The sequence below is a fragment of the Pseudoalteromonas simplex genome (genome assembly GCF_015278155.1).
Taxonomy (GTDB): Bacteria; Pseudomonadota; Gammaproteobacteria; order Enterobacterales; family Alteromonadaceae; genus Pseudoalteromonas; species Pseudoalteromonas simplex.
This window is the reverse complement of sequence record NZ_JADILN010000026.1, coordinates 1-1,924: the sequence shown is the minus strand read 5'-3', so window position 1 is coordinate 1,924 and position 1,924 is coordinate 1. Positions and strand designations below refer to the sequence as shown.

The following is a 1,924-nucleotide window of genomic DNA, read 5'->3' as shown; positions in this document are numbered from 1 at the left end:
CAGCCAGTGCATCGGATGCTGCAGGCAATGTACGTACTATCAGTTCAAGTGACTTTGATGGTACACCACCGACACTCACCGTTAATGTGGATGCAATAGGAAATGACAATACACCGCTCATCAGTGGTACCAGTGATGCAGGTGAAGGTGCACAAGTGACCGTGGTCGTCACCGATGCCAATGGTGATAGCAGCACCCTGACAGCGACAGTGGATGCCAGCGGTAATTGGTCAGTGAGTCCAACAACGGTCTTAGCTGATGGTCAATTTACTGTTGACGCCAGTGTGCGTGATGGGGTGGGTAACCTCACAGAAGAAACGGTGACTGGGGTCATTGATACCGTTGCACCAAGCTTAACCTTAACGGGCGTTGGGGCAGGCAGTGATGTGACGCCTGAGTTCACAGGACGCAGTAATGAAATTGGTGGCACGGTGACGGTAACGGTGACAGATAATGATGGCACCGTACAAACACTGACCGCAACCGTTGACAGTAGCGGTGATTGGCGCGTGGAAGTACCGAATGGACTCGCCGAAGGTGGCTACACTGTATCAGCAACAATTAGTGATGAAGCGGGTAACCCAACGACGGTCAATGCCACAGGCTCTATTGATACCACAACCCCAGTGGTGGTGGTTAACGACACTGGCTTGGGTAATGACAGCACGCCACTTATTACGGGCACCTCTACTGAGCCAGCAGGAACGGTAGTGAGCTTATCTATTGTGGATAGCAACAGCGATACACATACCGTCACAGCCACAGTGCAAGCCGATGGGTCGTGGCAAGCCACAGCACCGAGCTTGCCTGATGGCGCTTATACCGTGACAGCAACGATTGTTGATGCGGCAGGCAACGTTGGCACCGATACAGGCAGTGGCAGCATCGATACCTTGCCACCGAGCTTAGCGATAGACAGCTTGGGTACCATCAACGACGATACCCCAACAATCAGTGGGACCAGCAATGAGCCGGCGGGCAGTGTGGTTAACTTAAGTGTTTCAGACGGCACAAACACCTATACCTTTACAGCCACGGTACTGGGAGATGGCACATGGTCAGCAGATGTACCAAGCCCATTAAACAATGGCAGCATCAGCATTGATGCCAGTATCACCGATGCTGCGGGAAATGAAACAACCGCCAATGACACCGCGGTGCTGGATACCACCGCACCAAGTATCACGATTAATGTCATTGGCGAAACCAATGATACGACACCGACGATTAACGGCACCAGTGATGCGGTCAATGGCAGCGTAGTGACCGTGGTAATTGATGATGGTATCAACCCAGCAGAAACATTAACCACCACGGTTAATGGCGGAACATGGACAGTCACAGCAAGCAGTGCTTTGGCTGAAGGCGACTTTACAGTCACCGCAACCGTGACAGAAAACGGCATTGATGGAACGGCCACACGAACAGGTATCATTGATACCACCATGCCAGCGATTGATATAAATGCATTAGACGTCACYAATGACACCACGCCAACAGTYAGTGGCACAGCCAGTGCCCCACAAGGCAGTACAGTCACTGTGGTCTTTACCGATGCAAACAACAACAGCCACACAGTCACTACCGTGATGCAAAGCAATGGCACCTGGTCAGTGGCGGCGAGCACATTGTTAGCAGAAGGAGAATACACGGTTACGGCGACGGTCAGTGATCAAGCAGGTAACCCAGCAACAGCCAGTGCYACTGGTGAAATCGACATTACCGCACCGACGATTAGCCTTGATACCTTGGCCGATAGTAATGATGTGACACCGCTCATCAGTGGGCAAACCACCGGAGCRGCWGTGGGCAGCTTAGTGCTGCTTACTATCACTGACAGTGCCGGTAATGTACAAAGTGCGACAGCGACGGTGCAAGCGGATGGCAGTTGGTCTGTTGAGCCAAGTACGGCATTAGCCGAAGG

Annotated in this window: 1 protein-coding gene; it reads left to right on the top strand. The window is 52.4% G+C overall.

Going from position 1 to position 1,924, the window contains the following annotated elements; genetic code table 11:
• A partial coding sequence (locus tag IRQ78_RS20350; RefSeq protein ID WP_194442978.1) for a beta strand repeat-containing protein occupies positions 1-1,924 on the top strand: 1,924 nt, incomplete at both ends.